General features: G+C 69.6%; 20 protein-coding genes and 1 pseudogene. 10 read left to right on the top strand and 11 right to left on the bottom strand.

Going from position 1 to position 19,891, the window contains the following annotated elements:
- Positions 1–2: 2 nt before the first annotated feature.
- From ACWAT3_RS06840 to ACWAT3_RS06830, 3 genes are all read right to left on the bottom strand, one after another.
- Complete coding sequence (locus ACWAT3_RS06840) at positions 3–3,008, bottom strand: AAA family ATPase (protein ID WP_460796973.1); 3,006 nt, start codon at positions 3,006–3,008, stop codon at positions 3–5.
- On the bottom strand, positions 3,008–4,162 hold the full coding sequence (locus tag ACWAT3_RS06835; RefSeq protein WP_460796971.1) for an exonuclease SbcCD subunit D: 1,155 nt from the start codon (positions 4,160–4,162) through the stop codon (positions 3,008–3,010). The genes ACWAT3_RS06840 and ACWAT3_RS06835 overlap by 1 nt, the downstream gene beginning before the upstream one ends.
- Positions 4,163–4,296: 134 nt before the next feature.
- Entirely contained in the window at positions 4,297–4,605 is a 309-nt protein-coding gene (locus ACWAT3_RS06830; RefSeq protein ID WP_460796969.1) for a GNAT family N-acetyltransferase, read from the bottom strand.
- A gap of 326 nt (positions 4,606–4,931) precedes the next feature.
- On the opposite strand from ACWAT3_RS06830, the gene ACWAT3_RS06825 reads away from it, so the two are divergent.
- The 3 genes from ACWAT3_RS06825 to ACWAT3_RS06815 are packed head-to-tail and all read left to right on the top strand — an operon-like array spanning position 4,932 to position 6,881.
- Entirely contained in the window at positions 4,932–5,636 is a 705-nt protein-coding gene (locus ACWAT3_RS06825; RefSeq protein ID WP_460796968.1) for a winged helix-turn-helix domain-containing protein, read from the top strand.
- A gap of 47 nt (positions 5,637–5,683) precedes the next feature.
- Complete coding sequence (locus ACWAT3_RS06820) at positions 5,684–6,631, top strand: DNA-3-methyladenine glycosylase family protein (RefSeq protein WP_460796966.1); 948 nt, start codon at positions 5,684–5,686, stop codon at positions 6,629–6,631.
- A gap of 37 nt (positions 6,632–6,668) precedes the next feature.
- Complete coding sequence (locus ACWAT3_RS06815; protein ID WP_460796965.1) at positions 6,669–6,881, top strand: hypothetical protein; 213 nt, start codon at positions 6,669–6,671, stop codon at positions 6,879–6,881.
- 9 nt (positions 6,882–6,890) lie between these two features.
- On the opposite strand, the gene ACWAT3_RS06810 is transcribed toward ACWAT3_RS06815, so the two are convergent.
- From ACWAT3_RS06810 to ACWAT3_RS06795, 4 genes are read right to left on the bottom strand one after another with little or no spacing between them, the layout of a single operon-like run.
- A complete protein-coding gene (locus tag ACWAT3_RS06810; RefSeq protein ID WP_460796963.1) occupies positions 6,891–7,646 on the bottom strand; it encodes an iron ABC transporter ATP-binding protein in 756 nt (251 codons plus the stop codon).
- A complete protein-coding gene (locus ACWAT3_RS06805) occupies positions 7,643–8,635 on the bottom strand; it encodes an iron chelate uptake ABC transporter family permease subunit (protein ID WP_460796962.1) in 993 nt (330 codons plus the stop codon). The genes ACWAT3_RS06810 and ACWAT3_RS06805 overlap by 4 nt, the downstream gene beginning before the upstream one ends.
- Positions 8,625–9,641 carry an ABC transporter permease gene (locus ACWAT3_RS06800; RefSeq protein ID WP_460796961.1) on the bottom strand — a complete coding sequence of 339 codons (1,017 nt, stop codon included), beginning with the start codon at positions 9,639–9,641 and terminating at the stop codon, positions 8,625–8,627. Before ACWAT3_RS06800 ends, ACWAT3_RS06805 begins: the two co-directional genes overlap by 11 nt.
- 19 nt (positions 9,642–9,660) lie before the next feature.
- The gene (locus ACWAT3_RS06795; protein ID WP_460796959.1) at positions 9,661–10,677 is read right to left on the bottom strand and encodes a siderophore ABC transporter substrate-binding protein; all 1,017 of its coding nucleotides are present in this window, start codon (positions 10,675–10,677) and stop codon (positions 9,661–9,663) included.
- A gap of 83 nt (positions 10,678–10,760) precedes the next feature.
- Here ACWAT3_RS06795 and ACWAT3_RS06790 point away from each other — a divergent pair, with 83 nt between their 5' ends.
- The 5 genes from ACWAT3_RS06790 (at position 10,761) to ACWAT3_RS06770 (ending at position 14,735) form a co-directional block, all read left to right on the top strand.
- Positions 10,761–11,525: a siderophore-interacting protein gene (locus ACWAT3_RS06790; RefSeq protein WP_460796958.1), complete on the top strand. Its 765-nt coding sequence runs from the start codon at positions 10,761–10,763 to the stop codon at positions 11,523–11,525.
- 26 nt (positions 11,526–11,551) lie between these two features.
- Entirely contained in the window at positions 11,552–12,292 is a 741-nt protein-coding gene (locus ACWAT3_RS06785) for an SDR family oxidoreductase (RefSeq protein WP_460796956.1), read from the top strand.
- Positions 12,293–12,413: 121 nt separating this feature from the next.
- Positions 12,414–13,238, top strand: a complete 825-nt coding sequence (locus ACWAT3_RS06780) for an alpha/beta fold hydrolase (RefSeq protein ID WP_460796955.1) — start codon at positions 12,414–12,416, stop codon at positions 13,236–13,238.
- 192 nt (positions 13,239–13,430) lie between these two features.
- Complete coding sequence (locus ACWAT3_RS06775) at positions 13,431–14,429, top strand: FUSC family protein (RefSeq protein ID WP_460796953.1); 999 nt, start codon at positions 13,431–13,433, stop codon at positions 14,427–14,429.
- 39 nt (positions 14,430–14,468) lie between these two features.
- Complete coding sequence (locus ACWAT3_RS06770; RefSeq protein ID WP_460796951.1) at positions 14,469–14,735, top strand: glutaredoxin family protein; 267 nt, start codon at positions 14,469–14,471, stop codon at positions 14,733–14,735.
- Between the two features lie 97 nt (positions 14,736–14,832).
- On the opposite strand, the gene ACWAT3_RS06765 is transcribed toward ACWAT3_RS06770, so the two are convergent.
- On the bottom strand, positions 14,833–15,762 hold the full coding sequence (locus ACWAT3_RS06765; RefSeq protein ID WP_460796950.1) for a LysR family transcriptional regulator: 930 nt from the start codon (positions 15,760–15,762) through the stop codon (positions 14,833–14,835).
- A gap of 70 nt (positions 15,763–15,832) precedes the next feature.
- Between ACWAT3_RS06765 and ACWAT3_RS06760 the strand changes: the two genes are divergently transcribed.
- On the top strand, positions 15,833–17,563 hold the full coding sequence (locus ACWAT3_RS06760) for an L-aspartate oxidase (protein ID WP_460796948.1): 1,731 nt from the start codon (positions 15,833–15,835) through the stop codon (positions 17,561–17,563).
- A gap of 32 nt (positions 17,564–17,595) precedes the next feature.
- Here ACWAT3_RS06760 and ACWAT3_RS06755 read toward each other — a convergent pair whose 3' ends face one another.
- The 3 genes from ACWAT3_RS06755 to ACWAT3_RS06745 form a co-directional block, all read right to left on the bottom strand.
- Complete coding sequence (locus ACWAT3_RS06755) at positions 17,596–17,979, bottom strand: VOC family protein (protein ID WP_460796946.1); 384 nt, start codon at positions 17,977–17,979, stop codon at positions 17,596–17,598.
- Positions 17,980–18,038: 59 nt separating this feature from the next.
- A complete protein-coding gene (gene thrC, locus ACWAT3_RS06750; RefSeq protein ID WP_460796944.1) occupies positions 18,039–19,442 on the bottom strand; it encodes a threonine synthase in 1,404 nt (467 codons plus the stop codon).
- A 96-nt stretch (positions 19,443–19,538) separates the two neighbouring features.
- A complete protein-coding gene (locus ACWAT3_RS06745) occupies positions 19,539–19,667 on the bottom strand; it encodes a hypothetical protein (protein ID WP_460797725.1) in 129 nt (42 codons plus the stop codon).
- A gap of 21 nt (positions 19,668–19,688) precedes the next feature.
- Between ACWAT3_RS06745 and ACWAT3_RS06740 the strand changes: the two are divergent.
- A pseudogene (locus ACWAT3_RS06740) lies at positions 19,689–19,811 on the top strand (short chain dehydrogenase); the annotation flags it as partial.
- Positions 19,812–19,891: the final 80 nt, after the last annotated feature.

Genomic DNA, 19,891 nt, shown 5'->3' with positions numbered 1-19,891 from the left:
GGTCACGCCGGAGCGACGATGCGGCTGGGCCCGGCGTCGGTCTGCTCGACGCGCAGTTGCGCCGGGATCTGCTCCTGCATGGCTTCGACGTGACTGATCACCCCGACCGTGCGCCCGCCCGCGCGCAGTTCGTCGAGCGTGCGCATCGCGACGTCGAGCGTGTCGGCATCGAGTGAGCCGAACCCCTCGTCGATGAACAGCGTGTCCAGCGTGATCCCGCCCGCCCGTGCCGTCACGACCTCGGCGAGGCCGAGTGCGAGTGCGAGCGACGAGAGGAACGTCTCACCGCCGGAGAGCGACTGCGCAGGTCTGGACTGGCCGGTGAAGGCGTCGAACACCACGATCCCGAGACCGGATGCTGCTCCGCGCGCGGCGAGCGCGTCCGAATGGCGCAGCTGATAGCGGCCCGTCGACATGTCGCCGAGGCGCCGGTTCGCGGCATCCACGATCTCCTCGAGCTCGGCGGCGAGCACGAATGTCTCGAGTGTCATCCGGTGCGTGTTGTTGGCGCGCCCGGCGATCGCGTCGGCCAGGCCCTGCAGCACCTCGTGCTCCTCCGCCTGATCCGCGCTGCGGGCGTGCTCGCTCGTGGCGCTGTCGATCAGGGCGGTGAGACGCTCGACGATGCCGCCGGCGCGCGCGGCTTCGTCGACCTGTGCCGTCCAGAATGCGCGGGAGGCGGCAGCTGCCTCTTCGACGGGACCCAGATCGATCGGTTCCTCGGGGAGCGTGCGCATCTCGAGCGGCAGCAGGATCGCCTTCTCGGTCTCGCGCTGGACCGCGTGCGCGGTGATCTCGGCATCCCGTTCATCGCGATCGGCGGCGGACCGCAGCGCCGTCTCCACGGCGGCGGAATCGTCGAAATCGGAGCGCTCGATCGCGGCGTCGCGGTCGTCGCGCGTCTCCGCGACGACGTCGGTGCGCCGCGCCACTTCGGCGAGCGCCTCCGCCATGCTCCTGGCCGCCGCGATGCCCGCTGCGGCGGAGGCGATCCGCTCGGCGACCGAGGCGAACTCGCCGCGTGCGTCGACGATGAGTGCGTCGGCATCGCGTTCGCGCTCCTCGAGAGCCGCGAGCGCCTCCCTGGCCGACGCCAGCGCCTGTGCGGACTCCGCTCGGTCGTGCTCGAGTTGCTCGGCCCGCTCTTCGAGCTCACCGAGTCTCGCCTCAGTCTCTGCCAGCAGCGCTCCCACCGTCTCGGCGGCCGCATGCGCGGCGGTCGCCTCGGCCAGCTCCGTCTCGGCCCGAGCGAGCGTGCGTCCTTCCGCCTGGGCCGTCGCCGCAGCCAGCTCAGCACGCAGGGCCGCGAGCCGGTCGGCGGCCTCGCGCTCGGCACGAGCGGCCGCCTCCCGTTCCTGCTGCGCCGCGGCGACATCATCAGCGGAGACCGGATCAATGTGCGCAGCGGGCGCGGGGTGCGCGCTCGACCCGCACACCGCGCAGGCCTGCCCTGGCACGAGAGCCTCGGCGAGCTCGCCCGCCATGCCGTCCAGTCGTCGCTGCAGGAGCTGCGACAAGCGTGTCTGCGCCTGCGCGAGCACGGCATTGGCGGCGGAGAAGCCGGCATCGCCGGTCGCGGTCGCTGCCGTCAGCCGCTCGCTCTCCGCGGCAGCGGCTCGACGCGCGGCTGCACGATCGCGCTCGCGCAGGAGGTCATCGCTCCGATCGGCGGCTCGACGGGCGGTGTCCCTCGCGGCCGTCAGCTCAGTGCGCAGCGCTGGCAGCGAAGCGCGCTCGCCCTCGTCGGCTCTGATGCGAGCGGATGCCGCGTCGACGCGCTCTCGCGCGCCCACGAGCTCCGCCGCTCGCTCTGTCGCCCTGGCTTCGTGCGCCGCAGCGTGCTGCCAGCCGCCGCGCTCCTCGGTGCGCGCGGCCGCCCACTCCTCGAGTGCGGATGCCGTCGTTTCGGGCAGTGACACCCCGAGCGATTCCCAGGCCTCGCGCGCGCCGGCCTCCGCCTCGATGGCGGTCTGCAGAGCGCGCTCCGCCTTCGCGACGGCGACGATCGCCGGCCGGAGCGTCTCCGCGCTGCGCGCACGGGTGAGCTCGACGCGCGCTGCCGCGATCCGCGGCTCGTCCGCGTCGAGCCGACTCAGCGCGGCGCGCGCCCGATCGCGCTCGCGCTGCGCCGCCTGCTCATCGCGAAGCGTCGAGAGCGCGGCATCCGCTGACGCGGAGCGTCGTTCGGCCTCATCGCGATCCGCCTGCGCACGATCGGCCCGGTACTCGGCCCGCGCCAGACCGCGCCGCAGTGCCTCCAGCCGCTCGTCCGTCGTGCCGGCGGCGACGTCGATCGGGGCATCCTCCGCATCGTCGGGCGCGTTCCCCTGCAATCCGGCATCCGTGACGACGGATTCGGCCTCCTCGAGGCGCGTCGTGACCGCAATGAGTCGCGCGCCGAGCCGGTCATCGGATGCCCGACGCCTCTGCTCGAATCTGGACTGGATGTCTTCGAAGCGCTCGGTGCCGAACAACCGGCGCAGCAGCGTCTGCCGCTCCTTGCTGTCCGCCAGCAGGAAACGGGCGAACCGGTTCTGCGCGAGGAGGATCACCTGCAGGAACTGCGACTGGCTGAGCTGCAGGATCGCGTCCAGTTCGTGCGCCACATCGACGGCGCGCGCCGCGCGTCCGATCCACGCCTCTCCGCTCCATTCCTCCAGCGCGACCGCCGACGGCTGCTTGGTCATGCCGCCGCCGCGCTTGGCCGGGCGCAGGTACTCCGGCGATCGCGTGACACGGAACCGCCCGGCGGTCGTGCTGAACTCGACGACGACCTCGCTCAGGTCGTCCGGTTCGCAGTGATCGCTGCGCAGACGCTTCTCGCCGCCGTCGTACCGCGGTACCGACCCGTACAGGCCGAAGCACACCGCATCGAGGATGCTGGATTTGCCCGCGCCGGTCCGGCCGGCGATGAGGAAGATGCCGTCTGCGGCGAAGGCATCGAAGTCAACCGTCTGACGCTCCCGGAACGGCCCGAACCCCTCGACCTCAAGGCGATGCAGCCGCACTAGACCAGTGCCTCTGCTGCCAGCCGCTCGTCGAGCACGTCACGAATCAACTCGCGCTCGTGCTCGGTCGCTCCTCGTCCCTCGCGGACGTGCGCGAGGAACGCCTCGATGCGATCGGTGTCGGTGACCGCCGTCCGCAGACGCGCCGCGTACGACTGCTCGAGTCGCTCGACGGTGGCGGCCGGCTCGTGCTGGACCATCGCGCAGAACGGGAACCGCTCCTTCAGTCGGCGCATCGGCTCTGCCTGCGGAAGCGTGTCGGTGTAGACCGCGCACACCCAGTCCTCGGAGTGGGCGGCGACGTTGTCGGCGGAGAGGATCTCGTCCAGCGTGCCGGTGAGCGTCACCAGTCGACGCGGCACCGGGAGATCGAGCCATTCGACGCCGGCGAGACCGTTCGCGTCGAGATCGACGAGCCATGACCCGCGCGGCTTGCTCTGCTCGCCGAAGCTGTAGTGCAGCGGTGCGCCGGCGTAGCGGACGCGATCGGTCAGCTGCTGGCGCCCGTGGATGTGACCGAGCGCGATGTAGTCCGGTCCGTCGAACACCGAGAGGGGGACGACGTCGAGTCCGCCCTGCCGGACCTCGCGCTCAAGGCCAGCCGTCGCATCGACGCCGGCGGCGAAGCAGTGAGCGACCGCGATGGAGCGCCCCGGATGCGCCGCCATTCCCGCACGCACCAGCCCCATGGCGTGGGCCATCGTCTGCGACTGGGTGCGGAGCACGGCGTCCGGCCAGTGCGGCCGGACGATCGCCGGCTCGAGGTACGGGATGCCGTAGAAGTGCACCGGACCATCGGCATCCGCGATCGTGAGGGGCTGCCCGACCGCTGCCGGATCCGTGATCACGTGGATGCCGTCGCGCAGCAGGCGCGCCTGGAAACCGAGCCGTGCGGCGGAGTCGTGGTTGCCGCTCGTGACGACGACGGCTGCCCCGGCGCTGTGCAGGGCGACGAGGGTGTCGCCGAGCAGAGTGTAGGCGGGGCCGGCTGGTGTGGCCGAGTCGAAGACGTCGCCGGCGACTACGACGACGTCGACCTCGTGCTCGCGCACCTGAGCGACCAGCGCCGCGAGCACCTCGGCCAGTGCGTCCAGGGTGGAGTTCCCGTGGAACGTGCGGCCGATGTGCCAATCGGAGGTGTGCAGGATGCGCATACTCACACGGTACGGAGGGCCTCGGACATCGCCGGAGAGGCGTGCCGCTGGACGCCGCACGACGCCCCCTGATCCGGAGCGCGCCGACGCGATCCGCGTAACATTGCGTCACACGCGACGAAATCTGCTATAGGTCAGCGACGCCGCAGGAGCCCCTGGTGCTCGGGGTGCGCTTCGAACCATTCCGCGACGTACCAGCAGACGGCGTCGATCCGCCGATCGCCGCGAGCCGCGAGATCGTCCACGGCGCCGGCGACGACGCGTGCAGCATGGCCCTGACCGCGGAAAGTCGGCACTGTGAAGGCTCTCGTCAGCGCGACGGTCGCGCCGTCGTCCCGGTAGTCGAGCACGCTCACCAGCTGTCCGCGGTGCAGCAGGGTGTAGCGCGATGCATCCTTCTCGTCGGTGAGGACGAAGCCGTCTGCAGGGGTCGAATCGGTCACGTCCCCACGTTACGCCCGGTGTCGAGCAGAGGTTCCGTTTTGACACGGGACGACACGATCCGACATAATCCCCCCATGACCACCAACGCACGCCCTTTGTCCGCCCAGGAGGCGAACGGGACTGCCGGGATGATGATGCCCGGCCGCGTTGGCATGTGTTGCCGAATGTGCAGCTGATACCTCAGCCCACCCCGCCCGGCTCGGCCTTCGCGATCTGCGACGCCTGAGCCCCAGAGCACCCACCTGCGTGCTCGTCACCGGCCCTGAAGGTCATTCTCGCAACGCATCCGAGCCCGTCGGCTCACCCTCCCAAGGACTTCATCATCATGTCGAACATCGCCACCCTCGAGCGTCCCATCGCCCCCGTCACGCGTCTGCGTCCCGTCGCTGCCGTCCCCGCCGCCGACGCCCCCGTCGCCGATCTGCCCTCGACCCGATCTCCTCGCGGCTTCGCCCTGTACGTCGGTCTCGACGAGATCAAGGCCGCTGAGGCCGGCGTCAGCCTGCCCCTGCTCGTCGACGCACTGCGTCGCACTCTGGCCGAGCTCGCGCCCGGCGCCGAGACCCACGCCACCGTCGCACTCGCCCCGCACGGTGCCGGTGGCCGCGACCTCGACGTCGTCCGCCTCGCTCTGCAGGAGCCGGGTGCGATCGCTCGCACCAAGGCCGCAGAGGAAGAGCTGACGGAAGAAGAAGAAGGCGTCGTCGTCGACATCTCCCGCAAGCGCGTCCTGATCGACGGCGAATCCGCCGCGTTCACGTACAAGGAGTTCGAGCTCCTGCAGTACCTCGTGCTCCGCGAAGGCCGCACGATCGAGCGCACCGAACTCGTCGGCGCCCTCTGGCAGTCGCCGGACGACGAGACCCCCGGCGAGCGCACGATCGATGTCCACGTGCGTCGTCTGCGCGCCAAGCTCGGTCGCTACGAGGACATCGTGCGCACGGTGCGCGGCGTCGGCTACCGCTTCGACCGTCACGCCGACGTGGTCATCCGGTACGGTCACGGCACTCCGTCGCCCGACCGCTTCTGACCCACGGCTGCCGGGTCGTTGTCAGACCCGCGGCGTAGGGTGTTCGCATGACGTCGACAGCGGATGCCGAGGTGCACCGCACCGCACCGCTGACGACCGTCTACCGGCCAGGTCATCCGCTGGATCTCCGACGAACGGTCGGGATGCTGATGCGCGGGCCGAAGGACCCGACGATGCTCGTCGACGGCGCCACCCTGTGGCGCGCGAGCCGCACTCCGCGAGGAGCGGCCACGCTCGCGCTGCGCTCGGTCGCCGGTGACGTGCACGCGGCCGCGTGGGGTGCCGGCGCGTCGTGGGCGCTCGAGCAGCTGCCCGCGCTGTGCGGAGCCGACGATGACGCGAGCGGGTTCGATCTTTCGCGGCATCCTGAGCTCGCCGAGATCGCCCGCCGCACGGTCGGAACCCGCCTCACCCGCACCGATCTCGTGTTCGATGCCCTGGCGAGCGCCGTCATCGAGCAGAAGGTCACGTCCTTCCAGGCGTTCGGGGCATGGCGCGTCCTGGTCGCCCGCTTCGGCGAGCGTGCGCCCGGACCCACCCCTCGACCGATGTTCGCACCGCCGACGATCGACGGCTGGCGTGCGATCCCGTCCTGGTCGTGGCATCGCGCAGGGCTCGAGCCGCCGCAGTCCCGCACCATCGTCGCAGCGGCCGCACGAGGGCAGCGCGTCGCTGACGCCGTGCTGGCCGCACCGACCGGCGGTGATCGCGACCGCATTCTCACCGGCCTCCCCGGAATCGGAGCCTGGACGGCATCCGAGACACGCATCAGAGCGCTCGGCGACCCCGACGCCGTGAGCGTCGGCGACTATCACCTCGCCCATCAGGTCGGCTATGCGCTGACCGGGTCGCGCGTCGACGACGACGGGATGCTCGAGCTGCTCGCCCCGTGGGCCGGCCACCGACAGCGCGTCATCCGTCTGATCCTCGCCGGCGGTCCGCGCGAAGCGCGCCGCGGTCCGCGACTCGCACCCCAGGACCATCGCAGCCACTGACCCTGCGGCGCACGGCCCGCCCCTCTAGGCTGTCCTCATGGCAGCGACGAAGAAGCAGCGATGGACCTGGCTCGGCGGCACGACCGTGCTGCTCGTGCTCGGAGTGGTGATCGGGCTGGTCCTGCAGAACGTGTGGCTCGGCATCCTGCTGGCGGCCATCCTCTCGATCGGCTGGCTCATGCTCGTCGAATCGCGCAAGGGCGACAACAACACCGGCGTCAACGACGAGTCGCACGGCATCGAGGTCTGAGCCGACCCGTCAGAACGTCAGGGCGACCGGACGTCCATCGATCATCCGCACATCGACCGGGTGATCGTAGATCTCGCGCAGCACATCGGCGCGCACGATGTCGTCCGGCGCGGCATCCGCGATGATCCGGCCGCCGCGCATGGCGACGATCCGATCGGAGTGGTGACCGGCGACGTTGATGTCGTGCAGCACGACGATCACCCTCTTGTCCAGCTCATCGGCCATCCGGCGGATGAGCTGCATGATCTCGGCGGCGTGGCGCAGGTCGAGGTTGTTGAGCGGCTCGTCCAGCAGCACGTAGCGCGTGTCCTGCGCGAGCACCATCGCGATGAACGCCCGCTGCCGCTGGCCGCCGGACAGCTCGTCGAGGAACCTGTCGCGATACGGACCGAGATCGAGATACGCGATCGCCCGATCGATGTGCGCCCTGTCATCGATCGTGAAGCGGCCCTTCGAATGCGGGAAGCGCCCGAACTCCACGAGGTCGTGGACGGTCAGCCGTGCGGCGATGTGGTTGTCCTGCCGGAGCACGGCGAGGACCTTCGCCAGTTCGCTCGATGACGCCGTGGTGACGTCGGCGCCGTCGACGCTCACCCGCCCCTCGTCGGCGGAGATGAGCCGGCCGATCAATCCGAAGAGGGTCGATTTGCCCGCCCCGTTCGGCCCGATCAGCGCCGTCACGCCTTCGCCGCCGAACTCGACGGAGACGTCGTCGAGCACGACGGTCTTCCCGTAGCGTTTCGTGACGTGTTCGAGCGCGATCATCGCGCCCCCTTTCTGAGGACGAGGAAGAGGAAGAAGAGCCCGCCGGCGAACTCGATGATCATCGAGATGCTGCCGCCGAAGGCGAAGATCTGCTCGAGGACGACCTGTCCGCCCAGCAGGCACAGCATCCCGATGAGCGCCGCCGTCGGGAGGGTCCAGGCGTGCCGGAAGGTCCCCGCCCACGAATAGGCGAGGTTCGCGACGATGAGTCCGAAGAACAGGATCGGCCCGACCAGGGCGGTGGATGCTGCGATCATCACCGAGATCAGCGTGAACAGCAGCATGACGAGACGCCGATGATCGATCCCGAGTCCGATCGCCGCTGGCTCCCCCAGGGTCAGGACGTCGAGTTTGCGCACCAGCGGAACGATCGCGATGCAGGATCCGGTGATGAGCACTCCGGTGAACAGCAGCAGCATCGGGTCAGGGCGTGTGAGCGAGGCGAACATCGCGTCGCTGAGCACCTGGAAGTCGAGGGGATCCAGCATCCGCTGCATCCACTCCGAGAAGCTGCGGAAGAAGGTGCCGAGCACGATGCCGACGAGCAGCATGAGGTGGATGGATCGACGCTTGCCGCCGAACATCCAGGTGAACAGGAACACGCTGAACGCGACCATGACGACGACCTGCACCACCCAGAGCAGCAGCTCGTTCGCGCGCAGGAAGGATGCCGAGCCGAAGAAGAACACGATCGTGGTCGCGATCAGCACGTAGAACGCGTCGAAGCCCATGATCGACGGCGTCAGGATGCGGTTCTGCGTGATGGTGTGGAAGACGACCGTCGAGACGCCGACCGCCACCGCGACGACGAGCATCGCGAGCACGGTGAGCGAGCGGATGCGCAACGCGAATGCCAGGGAGCCAGGCACATCGGTGAAGAGATAGACGGCGACGAGGGCGAGCACGGCGAGGCCGAGCGCGCTCAGCCGCCCCCAGGGGCGATTGTGCAGCGCCTGCGCCGTGGCCTGTACTGGAGTCTCAGTGAGCACGGCTCCCCTTCCGCAGCAGCAGCCAGAGGAACAGCACGGCGCCGACCATCCCGACGATCACCGACAGAGGGATCTCGTACGGGAACCTGATGACGCGGGCGATGAGGTCGCACGCGAGGACGAAGACGGCGCCGAGGCCGGCGACCCACGGGATCGAGCGGCGCACGTTGTCGCCGATGATGAGGCTGACGATGTTCGGCACCACGAGACCGAGGAACGGGATCATGCCGGCGGTCACGAGCACCGCGGCCGTGATCAGTGCGATGATCACCATCCCGATCGCGACGACGCGGCGATAGTTCAGCCCCAGGTTGGTGGCGAACTCCTCGCCGAGGCCGATCACGCTGAACCGGTCGGCGGCGATCCAGGCGACCACGACCATGGCTGCGGCGATCCAGAGCATCTCATAGCGCCCCTGCATCACGGTGGCGAAGCTCCCCTGCGCCCATTGCCCGAGCGACTGCAGCAGATCGAGACGATACGCGAAGAACGTCGTGACGGCGCCGACGACCCCGCCGAGCATGATGCCGACCAGCGGAACGAGCACGAGCTGGCGCACCGGAACCGCGCGCACGATCCGCAGGAACACCCAGGTGCCGGCGAGCCCGAAGGCGGCCGCGATGCCCATCTTGCCGACCACGGCGAGTCCGGGCCAGAACACGGTCGTCACCAGCATCCCGAACGTGGCGAACTCGCTGACGCCGGTCGTCGACGGCTCCACGAACCGGTTGCGGACCATCATCTGCATGATGAGACCGGCGATGCCGAGCGAGGCTCCGACGAGGATCACGGCGATCGTGCGCGGAATCCGGCTGACCAGCAGCAGGAAGGCGGCCGTGCTGTCCGTCCCGCCGGTGAACAGCGCGGCGGGCGACACATCGGAGGCCCCGATGAACAGGCTCGCGCACGTGAGCAGGACGAAGAGGATGCCGATGAGCACCCCCACCCAGCGACGCCGTGGGCGTGCCGGAGCGGGGGTGCTCGTCGGGGAAGCGGTGAGTGTCACGCCCGTGCTGAGAGAGTGGTCACTCCGCGATCTGCATCACGTCGTCGATGAGCAGCTGCGTCGTCTCGATGCCGCCGTAGACGATGTACCACGGCACCGGGTCGAGGTAGACGATCGTGCCGTCCTTCGACGCGGTGGTCTGCTTGACGATGTCGTTATCGAGCACCTGAGCGGCGGCACCCGTCTCCGCCTCACCGGTTGCGACGTCGCGGTCGACGACCCAGAGCGTGTCGGGGTCGACCTCGAGCAGGAACTCGAACGAGACCGGTTCGCCGTGGGTGGCCGAGGCGATGTCCTCGACGACCGGCTCGACGCCGAAGACATCGTAGATGAGGCCGCCGCGCACATTCGCGCTGCCGGCGTCGGCCCCGGAGGGCGACATGGCGTTGAGCTCGCCTCCGGAGACCATGACGGCGAGACCGTTGCCTGCCGCGGCGGTCGCCTCCTTGGCTTCGTCGATGCCGGACTCGAGCTCCGTCAGGGCGTCGGACGCCTCGTCCTCGGCCCCCAGGACCTCACCGAGCAGCGTGACGTTGCGCTCGAGAGTCTCGAGGTAGCTGCCGCTGATGCCGAGATCGATGGTCGGCGCGATCTGGCTGAGGTCGTCGTAGAGCCCGGACGAGCGACCGCCGATGATGATGAGGTCGGGCTGCTGCGCCTCGATCTCGATCAGGTCGGCCTCGAACAGGGTGCCCGCGTTGAACGCATCGTCGGCGAGGCTGTCGGTCAGGTACTCGGGCACGGAGTCCAGAGGAGCTCCGGCGATCTCGCCGCCCAGCGCGCCGATCGTGTCCACGGTCGCCATCTCGAACGCGACGATCTTCTTCGGGTCCTTCGGGACCTCGACGGTCTCGGTGACGTACACCGGCTCCTCGTCCTCGCCCGCGGTGTTGCGCTCCCACGAGTAGGTGACCGTGGTCGCTTCGGCCGAGTCCTCTTCGGCGGCGGGGGCGGATTCCGCACTCGCGCATCCGGCGAGCGCGAGAGTGGAGATGAGGACGAAGGATGCTGCGGCGAGCGGCCGGCGCGAAGACATGGTTCTCCCTGAGATGATGGATGACGGGTCAAGTAAAGGTAAGGCAAGCCTCACCTGCTCAGAGGTAGGCTAACCTAACTTTCATGACCTCGCCGACATCGCCCTTCTCCATCGAACGCCGGATGAACGATCTGCGCTTCCGGACCGTGACGCTCGCGGCACGCGAGGAACTGGCCCAGGACTACGTGCGCGTGCGGCTGGAAGGCAGCGATCTCGAGGGCTTCGACTCCCCCGGCGCCGATGACCACATGCGCCTGTTCTTCCCCGCCGAGATCCCCGACACGATCGAAGAACTGCGCGCGGCGCCGAGCCGCGAGTACACGCCCCTGTTCTGGGGCGACGGCTGGCTGGAGGTCGAGTTCGCGGTGCACGGCGACCAGGGCGTCGCGGCCCCGTGGGCGGCGCGCGCACCGCTCGGCGCCAGGATCGGCGTCGGCGGCCCCCGGGGCTCCGCCGTGCTGACCGGTACGCCGGGCAGCTGGCTGCTCGTGGGCGACGAGACGGCGATCCCTGCGATCCGGCGCTTCGCCGCACAGATCGGCGACGCGCCGGCGCGCATCGTGATCGAGGTCCGCGGCGCCGAGGACGAGATCGCCATCGATGCTCCGGTGGACGTCGAGTGGCTGCACCGCGCGGACGCTCTCTCCGGCTCCGCCCTCATCGCGTTCGTCGATTCGCTGCAGGCATCGGATGCCGTCGGCGAGCATCCGTTCGTATTCATCGCGGCCGAGCAGGCCATCGTCAAGCCGGGTCGTGCGCTGCTCGAACGCTGGGGCGTCGACACGGCGCACGCGGTGGTCAAGGGCTACTGGAAGCGCGGCGAAGCGGAGTACCACGCCCCGCACTGAGGCCGACAGGCTGGCATGATGGGCGCATGAGGATCGCCGTAGCCGGGGGCACCGGAGTCGTCGGACAACACACGGTGGGCGCCGCCAGGGCCGCCGGCCACGAAGCGGTCGTTCTGAGCCGTTCCACCGGCGTCGACCTCGTGACCGGACGCGGACTGGATGCCGCGCTCGAGGGCGCGGACGCCGTGATCGACACCGCGAACATCACGACCCTGAAAGCCGTGGAGGCCGTCGAGTTCTTCACCGCGGCGACGGGCAATCTCATCACCGCAGCAGCCGACGCGGGTGTCGGGCACGTCGTGCTGCTGTCGATCGTCGGCATCGACCGCATGCCGGTCGACTACTACGCCGGAAAGCTCGCCCAGGAGAAGATCTTCCAGACCTCGGCCGTGCCGTGGACGATCCTGCGTGCGACGCAGTTCCACGAGTTCGCCGGCCAGATGTATGAGCGCGCGAAGATCGGCCCGCTGCATCTCGCTCTGCGCGCACGCACCCAGCCGGTCGCCGCCAGGGATGTCGCCGAGCGACTGGTCGCACTGGCCGCAGGCCCCGCTCGGGGGCGCGCTCGCGATCTCGCAGGCCCTCGCGAGGAGGCGCTGGATGAGATGATCGTCGCGTTCGCCCGCGCCAACGGGCACCGCGGATGGATGCCGCGGGTGGGCCTGCCGACCGCGCAGATGAAGGGCATGCGCGCTGGGCTCGCTCTTCCGGGGCCGGATGCCGACCTCACCTCGCAGACGTTCGCCGACTGGCTCGCGCAGCGCTGACCTGCTCTGCACAGCGGGCAGCACTGCGTCGTTTCTCCACGGATGCAAGATCCGCACGCTCGAGTGTCCTCTGATGCTGGCCTGCTTCTCGAAACGGTGCGACGATGAGGACGTGGGGTTCATGAACGATGCGCAGATCTGGACGGCTGACGTGTCACCGAACGATCGGCACATCGCCCGCCCTGCACGACCGACGGACACCGGAGTCCTCGTCCTCGCCGGGTCGAGCGGCCGGATCGAAGCCGACCGCGCCGATCTGTTCGCGCAGCACGGCGTCCGTGCGCACGCGATCCGCTGGTTCGGCGGCGAGGGCCAGCGCCCGGTGCCGCATGAGGTTCCCCTGGAGCTGTTCCTCGACGAGATCGCTCAGCTGCGCGAATCCTGCGATCGGGTGGCGGTCATCGGCACCTCGTTCGGGGCGGAGGCCGCGCTGCTGACCGCGACGCGCACACCGCTGGATGCCGTGATCGCGATCGCGCCGACGAGCGTGGTGTGGCCCGGCATCCTCGAGGGCTCTTGGTCGTCGCACTGGACCGAGGGCGGCGCCCCGTTGCCCTCGGTGCCCTTCGTCGACGTTTGGACGGCGACCACCGACCCGCCGGAGTTCCGCGAGCTGTACGAGACGAGCCTCGACACGTATCCCGACGAGGCGCGGGCCGCGGCGATCCCGGTCGAGCGCATCACCGGGGATGTGCTGCTCGTCGCCGGTGACGACGACCGGGTATGGCCGAGCACGCGCTTCGCTGACGCGATCGTCGCCCGCCGAGACGCGGCGGGGCTGACGACCCATGTGCTGCGGCATCCGCTCGCCGGCCATCGGGTTCTGTTCCCCGGTGAGGATGCTCCTACCGGGGGGACCCGCATGGCGCGCGGAGGCTCACCCGAGACGGATGCCGAGCTCGGCGCGGCGGCGTGGACGGCGATTCTGGATCGCCTCGGTCGGTGATTCCGGCGCGGCCCGCTCACTCTGCCCGTTCGCATCCCGCAGTGGATCCCGCATTCTGCAGGGCTCATTCCGAGTCACCGCCCGTGCATACACGCGAATCCCCTGCGGGATGCAGGCGCGAGCACGAACGGCGCGATGCAGGCGCGGGCGCATGCGTCGGCGCGCAGGCGCGTGGCGCGGGAGAATAGACGGGTGAGTCTGTTCGCTTTCGGTCCGTCGCGCGGGCCGCGGTGGCCGATCGGGCTGCAGGCGGCGATCGGTCTCGCGGGACCGATCGCCGTCATGACCCTGATCGGCCAGCCCGCCCTCGGCTACATCGCCGCTTCCGGTGCCTTCACCGTGCTCTACCTCGGCTCATCGCCGGTCGTCGAGCGCGCCAGGGTCCTGCCGTTCGTCGCCGCCGGACTGATCGTGAGCGCGGCGCTCGGGCTGCTGCTGGCTCCGAGCACCTGGCTGGTGCTCGCCGGCGTCGCATGTGTGGCGATCGGCAGCGCGGCACTGGCGTTCGGGTTCCGTCTGGGCCCACCTGGTCCGCTGTTCTTCGTCCTCGTGTTCGGCCTGTCGGCGCACGTCGTCACGAGCGCCCCGATCGCGGCACCGGTCTATCTCGCCGCGTTCGCCGCCGGGTGCGCGTTCTCCTACCTCGTCGCGGTCACCCCGCTGCTGCTCCCTCGACCCCGGTCGTTCGCGGCTCGGCCACTGCGGGTGCTCCTGCCCGGACCCGCCTGGGATGCCGATGGCAGGATGCTCCTGCTGCGGGTCGTCCTCGTGTCCGTGATCGGCGTGCTCCTCGCCCTCGCGGTGGACCCCGAACGCAGTTACTGGATCGTCGGCGGAGCGGTCGCGGTCATCGGCGTTGCGGCCGACCGCACCGCGGCGCTGCAGCGCGGGCTCCATCGGATGCTGGGGACCATCATCGGCGCAGGCCTGTACGCCCTCCTCGCACTGCTGCACCCCGCCGGTCTCTGGCTCGCGCTGCTGCTGGGCACCCTGCAGTTCGTCATCGAACTCGTGGTCGTGCGCCACTACGCGCTCGCGCTGGTGTTCATCACACCGCTCGTCCTGCTGCTGACGGGGGCGGCGACCGGGGAGATCGGCGACATGTCGGTCGCTGTCGAGCGGATCGTCGACACCGTCGTCGGAGCTGCGCTGGGCGCGGCATCCGGATTCCTGCATCCGCGCCGGAGCTGAGCCGGGAACACTCCGCCGCGTTTCGCGGTTGCCCCGAGCATGGAGATCACGCTCGTCACGTCGGCGTTCTGCGGAGCGTGCGCGCGCACGCGCGCCGTGATCGCCGATGCCGTGCGGTTCCTGCCGGACGCGACGGTCACCGAGATCGACGTCGCCACGGACCCGAATGCCGCCGAGGCGCTCGACATCCGCTTCACCCCGACCGTGATCGTCCATGACGCCGCCGGAGCGCAGACGTTCCGCGCCGAGGGCGTGCCGACCGTTCCGCAGATGCTTGCCGCGGCAGCCACGGCCCTCCCGACCTGATCAGTCCACGGGGCGCAGCGTGTCCAGCAGCCCGCCCGCCATCGCGACGACGGCCTCACGCATCGCCGCCGCAGCGGCCACCGCGCTCCCCACCTGATCAGCGCACAAGACGCAACGTGTCCGGAGCCGCTCCGGCGAGCCCGCCGGCCGTCGCGACGATGGCCTCGCGCATGGCCGCGGCGGCTCGTGTGGGATTCACATCCGACCGGTGCGCGATGCTGATGGTGCGCGTCAGCTGCGGGTCGACCAGCCGCACCGAACGCAGGTTCGGCCGGTCGAGCACCACGGTGGCCGGGACGACCGCAACGCCGAGTCCGCGCTCGACGAAGCGCAGAACGGCATCCATCTCCGCGCCCTCGACGACGGTCGTCGGTGCGAGGCCGGCGCCGTCGAATGCGGCATCCGTCGTCGCGCGCAGGTCGTAGCTCTCCGCGAACGCGATCAGCGGCAGGGTCGCGAGGCGCGCGAGGCCGATCGCGGATGCGGCGATCGGCGGCGCCGTCGCGGAGGAGACGACCACGAGCTCCTCCCTGAGCAGCGGCGTGCGCACGAGAGCCGGCTCCCCCGACGGCATCCGTTCGGACGATGTGACGAGCGCCATGTCGAGCTCGCCGGCGATGAGCCGATCGATCAGCAGACGCGAGCCGGCCTCGGTGAGCTGGAGGCCGATGCCGGGATGCGCCAGTTGGAACGCGCTCATGGTCTCCGCGACGAGGCTGACGCACAGCGTCGGCGTCGCCCCCAGACGCACCCGGCCCCGTTGCAGACCGGCGAGTTCGCCCATCTCCACCCGGATCGCGTCGGCATCCGCCAGCATCCGACGCGCGCGCGGCAGCAGCGCCTCGCCGGCGGAGGTGAGGGCGATGTTGCCCCTCGCCCGATGGAAGAGCTCGTTGCCCACCTCGTGCTCGAGCGTCGCGATCTGGCGGCTCAGCGACGGCTGCGCGACATGGAGCGTCTCGGCCGCGCGGGTGAAGTGGCCGATCTCAGCGACGGCGACGAAGCCGCGCAACTGCTCCAGATTCATGTCTTCAGGCTATCGTTTCGATGAGAACTATTCATTGGAGTAATCACCCGAGCGTGCCTAGCGTGGAGACATGAGCACGCGCGAACGCCAGATCTCCACCACCGTCCTCGTCATCGGCACCGGCGGCTCCGGCCTGCGTGCCGCGATCGAGGTCGCCGAGCAGGGCGTCGACGTCCTCGCCGTCGGCAAGCGCCATCGCAGCGACGCCCATACGTCGCTCGCCGCCGGCGGCATCAACGCGGCGCTCGGGACGATGGATGCCGAGGACAGCTGGCAGCAGCACGCGGCGGACACGATCACCGAGAGCTACCTCCTCGCCAACCCGCACACCGTCGAGGTCGTCGCCCGAGGCGCCGAACGCGGCATCCGGGATCTCGAGCGCTGGGGCATGGACTTCGCGCGCGAGGACGACGGCCGCATCTCGCAGCGGTTCTTCGGCGCGCACACGTTCCGGCGCACGGCCTTCGCCGGCGACTACACCGGGCTCGAGATCCAGCGCACACTCGTCCGCCGTGCCGAGCAGCTGGACGTCCCGATCCTCGATGGTGTGTACATCACCCGCATCCTCGTCAGGGACAACGTCGTCTTCGGCGCGTACGGCTTCGACCAGTCCGACGGCACCCGGTACCTGATCCACGCGGATGCCGTGATCCTCGCCGCCGGAGGACACAATCGGATCTGGCGGCGCACCTCCTCGCGACGCGACGAGAACACCGGCGACTCCTTCCGACTGGCCGTCGAGGCCGGCGCGCGACTGCGTGACCCCGAGCTCGTGCAGTTCCATCCCTCCGGCATCATCGAACCGGAGAACGCGGCCGGCACGCTCATCTCCGAGGCGGCGCGCGGCGAAGGCGGCATCCTCCGCAACGCGCTCGGCGAGCGCTTCATGCCGCGCTACGACCCGCAGCGGAAGGAACTGTCCACCCGGGATCGCGTCGCGCTGGCGGCGTACACGGAGATCCAGGAGGGCCGCGGCACACCCAATGGCGGCGTGTGGTTGGACGTGTCGCATCTGCCGCGCGAGACGATCATGACCAGGCTCCCCCGGGTCTACCAGACGATGCTCGAGCTGCAGATGCTCGACATCACCACGGATCCGATCGAGATCGCGCCGACAGCGCACTACTCGATGGGCGGGGTCTGGGTGCGTCCCGAGGACCACAGCACCGATGTCGACGGTCTCTACGCGATCGGCGAGGCCTCGAGCGGACTGCACGGCGCGAACCGCCTCGGCGGCAACTCGCTCATCGAGCTGCTCGTCTACGGTCGCCTGGTCGGCCAGGCTGCGGTCGCGCACGCGTCCGGCCTCGACGCGCAGCGCCGGTCGGCGGATGCCGTGGCGCAGGCCAGAGCGGAGATCGACGATCTGCTCGCCGCCGACGGACGCGAGAACGTGCGGGCGCTGCAGCGCGCGATCCGCAACACGATGACCGCGCATGCCGGAGTCGTGCGATCCGAAGAGGGACTGCGGGCCGGTCTCGCCGAACTCGACCTGATCGAGGGGCGCATGCAGGACATCGGCATCCACCCGGACATCGCCGGGTTCCAGGATCTCGCGCATGCCTTCGATCTGAAGGCCTCGGCGCTGGCCGCGCGGGCGACGCTGGAGGCGGCCCGCGAGCGCCGCGAGACCCGCGGATGCCACAATCGCAGCGACTTCCCCGACACCGACCCGACGCTGCAGGTCAATCTCGTCTGGTCGCCGTCGACCGGCATCACGCGTGAGGACATCCCCGAGGTGCCTGCCGAGATCGCTGCTCTCATGCGCGACGTCGACACGGTCGGCAAGCTCGTGGAGTGAGCTAGGGCCGGTGCGCGTGCCGACCGATCCAGTCAGGCGGACAGCACCGAGAGGATGTTGCCCGCCGGGTCCGTGAACCAGGCGATGTCAGGGCCCTCGCCGGAGGCCTTGCCGCGCACGATGCCCTTCTCGTCCTGCGGCATGCCGTCGTAGCGCTGCATCGTGATGCCCTGCGCGATCAACTCGTCGACGACCGCGTCGATGTCATCCACCGGAAAGTTGAGGATCGTGAAGGATGCCGGTCGATGATCGTCCTTCGGGTAGATCAGGACCGCTCCGCCCTTCGGAAGCTGCACCGAGAGCAGGCCGCCACCGGCCTCCTCGACGACGAGTCCGAGCACGCCTTCGTAGAAGGCGCGTGAGGCCTCGATGTCATCGGATGACATGCCGCTGAACGCGTCGGAGTTCTCGAACATCGCTGCTCCTTCGGTGGGGTGAGTCCCACCTTTCCACCGGACGTCGTCCGGAGCAAGGGTCAGCGCAGCGCGTGCTCCTCGATGAACGCCCGCAGGGCGGGCTCGTCGTCGGCGAGCTCCGTCACGTACTGCGGGGCCTCGAGCATCGCCTGCAGCTCGGGCGAGTACTCGAGCTGCACCCCGATGGCCTCGAAGATCGTCTCGGCGAACTTCTGCGGCTTGGCGGTCTCGAGCACCAGCATCGGGACCCCCGGTTCGACGTTCTCGCGCGCCACCTTCACGCCGTCGGCGGTGTGCGGATCGATGATCTCGCCCGAGGCCTCGTAGACGGCCTTGATGGTCGCGAGGCGATCCGCGTGCGTGGAAGTTCCGCTGACGATGCCGAACTCCTCCTCGAAGCGGGCGAGTTCGGACGTGAAGTCGAAGAAGCCCTGCTGCTCCAGCTCATCCCACGCGGCGACCACGCGGGAGGCGTCGCGATCGACGAGATCGAAGATGAAGCGCTCGAGGTTCGACGCCTTCGAGATGTCCATCGACGGGCTCGATGTCGCGAGGGTCTGCGCTGCGCTGCGAGGGCGGTAGACGCCCGTGCGGAAGAACTCGTCGAGCACGTTGTTCTCGTTCGCGGCGAGCACGAGGCGACGGATCGGCAGCCCCATCTGCTTGGCGAAGAAGCCCGACAGGATGTTGCCGAAGTTGCCCGAGGGAACCGTGAAGCTGAGCTCGGTCCAGCCACCGGCGTCCGTCGCGCGCAGCCAGGCCCAGAAGTAGTACACGACCTGAGCCGTGATGCGGGCGAGGTTGATGGAGTTGACGGCGCCGAGGTGCTGAGCGCGTTTGAAGTCGAGGTCCCCGGCGAGCTTCTTGACGAGGTTCTGGCAGTCGTCGAAGACGCCGTCGACGGCGATGTTGTGCACATTCGCATCGTCGAGGGAGAACATCTGCGCGCGCTGGAACGCGCTCATGCGTCCCTGCGGCGAGAGCATGAAGACGGAGATGCGCTCCTTGCCGCGCAGCGCGTGCTCGGCCGCCGAGCCGGTGTCGCCCGAGGTGGCGCCCAGGATGTTGAGAACCGACCCCTTGCGCTCGAGGGCGTATTCGACGACCTGGCCGAGGAACTGCATCGCCATGTCCTTGAACGCCAGCGTCGGGCCTTCCGACAGCCCAACCAGCGTGATGTCGTCATCGATCGATCGCAGCGGCACGACTTCGCCGGGGAAGTCGGCGTACGCGGCATCCGTCATGCGAGCGAGGTCCGCGCGCGGGATGTCCGTGGCGAACAGCGCCAGCACCTCGGTGGCGAGCTGCGGGTACGTCAGTGCGCGCCAGCGCTCGAGCGTCTCGCCGTCGACGGTCGGCATGACCTCGGGGACGGCCAGTCCGCCGTCGGGCGCGAGCCCTTCGAGCAGCGTCTCGCAGTACGGCAGCGGCTGCATGCCGCCTCGGGTGGAGATGTACTGCACTTCGGCTCCTCGGAGTTGATTCGGCGCGGGCTTCCATTCTCGCAGGTGTGCGGAACCGGATGACGCATGCGTCGGAACCGACCAGCCTGCCCGGCGTCAGCGCATCACGCGCAGGCTCAGCGTCGACAGCAGTTTCAGCCTGTCGTGGCTCTCGGATCCCGGAGCTGCGGTGTAGACGAGCAGGGAATGCGACCGGACAGGGTCGATCAGGGTCTGGCACGACAGCTCGAGGGCTCCGAGCTACGGGACCGGTTCGAACGGCAGTTCGGCACGAATCATCTGGCGCACGTCGCCCTCATCGCGCATATGCTGCCGCTGCTGCGCGCCGGCAGCGCGCGTGTGACGTCGCAGATCAGCATCGCCGCGCGCGGGGCTCGCCTTGCAAGATCGCGCGCGGCGCGCCGTCGAAGATCGCGCGAGATGCCGCTTGCACAGCGAAGAAGTCATAT

It is taken from the genome of Microbacterium sp. GXF0217 (assembly GCF_054798195.1).
This window is presented reverse-complemented; position numbering and strand designations above follow the sequence as displayed.

Excerpts from the sequence above, each read along its gene's own strand:
- ACWAT3_RS06765 (WP_460796950.1), bottom strand. The coding sequence starts at position 15,762 with ATGAATCTGGAGCAGTTGCGCGGCTTCGTCGCCGTCGCTGAGATCGGC.
- ACWAT3_RS06785 (WP_460796956.1), top strand. The coding sequence starts at position 11,552 with ATGAGGATCGCCGTAGCCGGGGGCACCGGAGTCGTCGGACAACACACG.
- ACWAT3_RS06760 (WP_460796948.1), top strand. The coding sequence starts at position 15,833 with ATGAGCACGCGCGAACGCCAGATCTCCACCACCGTCCTCGTCATCGGC.
- ACWAT3_RS06795 (WP_460796959.1), bottom strand. The coding sequence starts at position 10,677 with ATGTCTTCGCGCCGGCCGCTCGCCGCAGCATCCTTCGTCCTCATCTCC.
- ACWAT3_RS06770 (WP_460796951.1), top strand. The coding sequence starts at position 14,469 with ATGGAGATCACGCTCGTCACGTCGGCGTTCTGCGGAGCGTGCGCGCGC.
- ACWAT3_RS06755 (WP_460796946.1), bottom strand. The coding sequence starts at position 17,979 with ATGTTCGAGAACTCCGACGCGTTCAGCGGCATGTCATCCGATGACATC.
- ACWAT3_RS06815 (WP_460796965.1), top strand. The coding sequence starts at position 6,669 with ATGGCAGCGACGAAGAAGCAGCGATGGACCTGGCTCGGCGGCACGACC.
- ACWAT3_RS06810 (WP_460796963.1), bottom strand. The coding sequence starts at position 7,646 with ATGATCGCGCTCGAACACGTCACGAAACGCTACGGGAAGACCGTCGTG.
- ACWAT3_RS06835 (WP_460796971.1), bottom strand. The coding sequence starts at position 4,162 with ATGCGCATCCTGCACACCTCCGATTGGCACATCGGCCGCACGTTCCAC.
- ACWAT3_RS06790 (WP_460796958.1), top strand. The coding sequence starts at position 10,761 with ATGACCTCGCCGACATCGCCCTTCTCCATCGAACGCCGGATGAACGAT.
- ACWAT3_RS06825 (WP_460796968.1), top strand. The coding sequence starts at position 4,932 with ATGTCGAACATCGCCACCCTCGAGCGTCCCATCGCCCCCGTCACGCGT.
- ACWAT3_RS06780 (WP_460796955.1), top strand. The coding sequence starts at position 12,414 with ATGAACGATGCGCAGATCTGGACGGCTGACGTGTCACCGAACGATCGG.
- ACWAT3_RS06820 (WP_460796966.1), top strand. The coding sequence starts at position 5,684 with ATGACGTCGACAGCGGATGCCGAGGTGCACCGCACCGCACCGCTGACG.